The sequence below is a fragment of the Microcoleus sp. S13_C3 genome (genome assembly GCF_036700905.1).
GTDB lineage: Bacteria > Cyanobacteriota > Cyanobacteriia > Cyanobacteriales > Microcoleaceae > Microcoleus.
In genome coordinates, this window is sequence record NZ_JAUBPT010000046.1 from 1 (window position 1) to 1,684 (window position 1,684).

2 protein-coding genes are annotated in these 1,684 nt (G+C 44.1%); both read right to left on the bottom strand.

Going from position 1 to position 1,684, the window contains the following annotated elements:
• Nucleotides 1-176 precede the first annotated feature (176 nt).
• Entirely contained in the window at nucleotides 177-818 is a 642-nt protein-coding gene (locus QUA16_RS14670; RefSeq protein ID WP_333104098.1) for a Uma2 family endonuclease, read from the bottom strand.
• Between the two features lie 42 nt (nucleotides 819-860).
• On the bottom strand, nucleotides 861-1,684 hold an 824-nt coding region (locus tag QUA16_RS14675; RefSeq protein WP_333104099.1), incomplete at its 5' end, for a sulfotransferase.

The following is a 1,684-nucleotide window of genomic DNA, read 5'->3' on the forward strand; positions in this document are numbered from 1 at the left end:
GTCCCGCCCGTCCTTTTTGGACGGGCGGGACGCCCATCCCACAAACTTGTGGAAGTTATAGCGGTTCTCAAGCGTGGTGAGGTATGCCCACGGAGGCCTATGCCCACGGAGGCCTATGCCCTATGCCCATGAGTACCTCATATGAGAGCTCGAAAGGCTATCTTTAATTATCATTCCTAAGTATGTCGGCAATTCTGTCTCCAATCCTTTGCGGCTGCTAACGGGTGAGGATTTTTTACACATTCTGTCAATAGATCGATATCAATTCCTGGCAGCAATTCGCTTTGTGTGATTAATTCATAACCGCAGTTGGACACGAATTCAACCGGAATTTCTTCTCGCAAATGGTAGATAGAAAATCGGTCATTTCGCCAGAACCAAACCTCTCGCACATTCAACCTTCTATACAGTTCTAGTTTATTGATGCTGCCACTGGTAACAATCACTTCAATTACCAAATCGGGAAATTCTTTATCTGTGCCAATACAGTAAGCTTCATCCGGTTCCGTACCGCCACGTTTTTCCTCTTGTCGCAGAGTTGTAGACCCAAAAGGGAAATATTCTATTTCAGCTTCTACAAAGTAAATTTCTAGCAGATTTCCAATGCCAGTTTTGCGACTTTCATGGCGGCGAGAAGGCGACATAATTTCCAAAACTCCATCTAAATAAGTAACTCGATATCCCGCTGTATCTCCAATCCGATTCAGCAGTGTCTCGTATTGTTCCCAGTTGGCGCTATCGGTAATGTAGCGATCTTCAGGATCTTGGCGTTGGAGTGCTTGTTCCTTAAGTAGCGTATCTAGCTCGCTCGTCAGCATCGGTATTACCTCCTTACAAGTTGTTCTAATCTTAGCTCAACTTTATTCCCAATCAAACTGCCTCGCCAAATATTCCTCTAATTCCTGATTGTAAGGTCGGAAATAATCGCTCAACCTGTCGCGAACCGATTCATTTACCGGCTGGTAAGAACCAGGATTAGCATTTTGGTATTGAGACAATTGATATTCCGGCAAATCTAAGAATTCTAAAACTTGCTTGACAGTTGTGGCCGCACCTGCATAAAAATCTTCGCTTTTCAAAATTAACAACTGTTCTGGGGGAAAGAAAGTCCGCCAGTTTTTGATAAATTCTATGTACCTACCGCGAGCTAAATAATTCCCCGGTTCCTCGCCGATGATGTATTCTGGATTTTGATTCAACCGTTCAATTTCATCGCTAATTACTCGATCGAGCGATCGCGCTTCCCAATTTAAGTCAGTCAAGCGGTAAAATTGAGAAATCGCCCGATCGACCGGATTTCGTAACAGTACAATCAGCTTAGCCTCTGGAAACGCGGTGTAGAGACGTTCCGGTGCTTCCCGATAGTCAAAATAGCTTGGACTTGCTTCGCCAGTTACAAATTCCTCTCCCGAAGGCATTGGCGGAAAATGAGCCAAATACCAATCAATCCCTCTGTCAAAGTGCCACGAGAAAAAATCCATCTCCTTTTTAATCGGAGTCAAAATTTGCGGGTGTTGAGCTAAATAAGTATACAGAGAAGTCGTCCCGCACCGCTGAGAACCAATAATTATAAAGTTAGGAACTTTGACTGGTTTTAAGTTCCAATTTTGTGGAACAGGCATCTTGCCTGTATCTGATTGTGGAACAGGCATCTTGCCTGTATCTGCTTGTGGAACAGGCATCT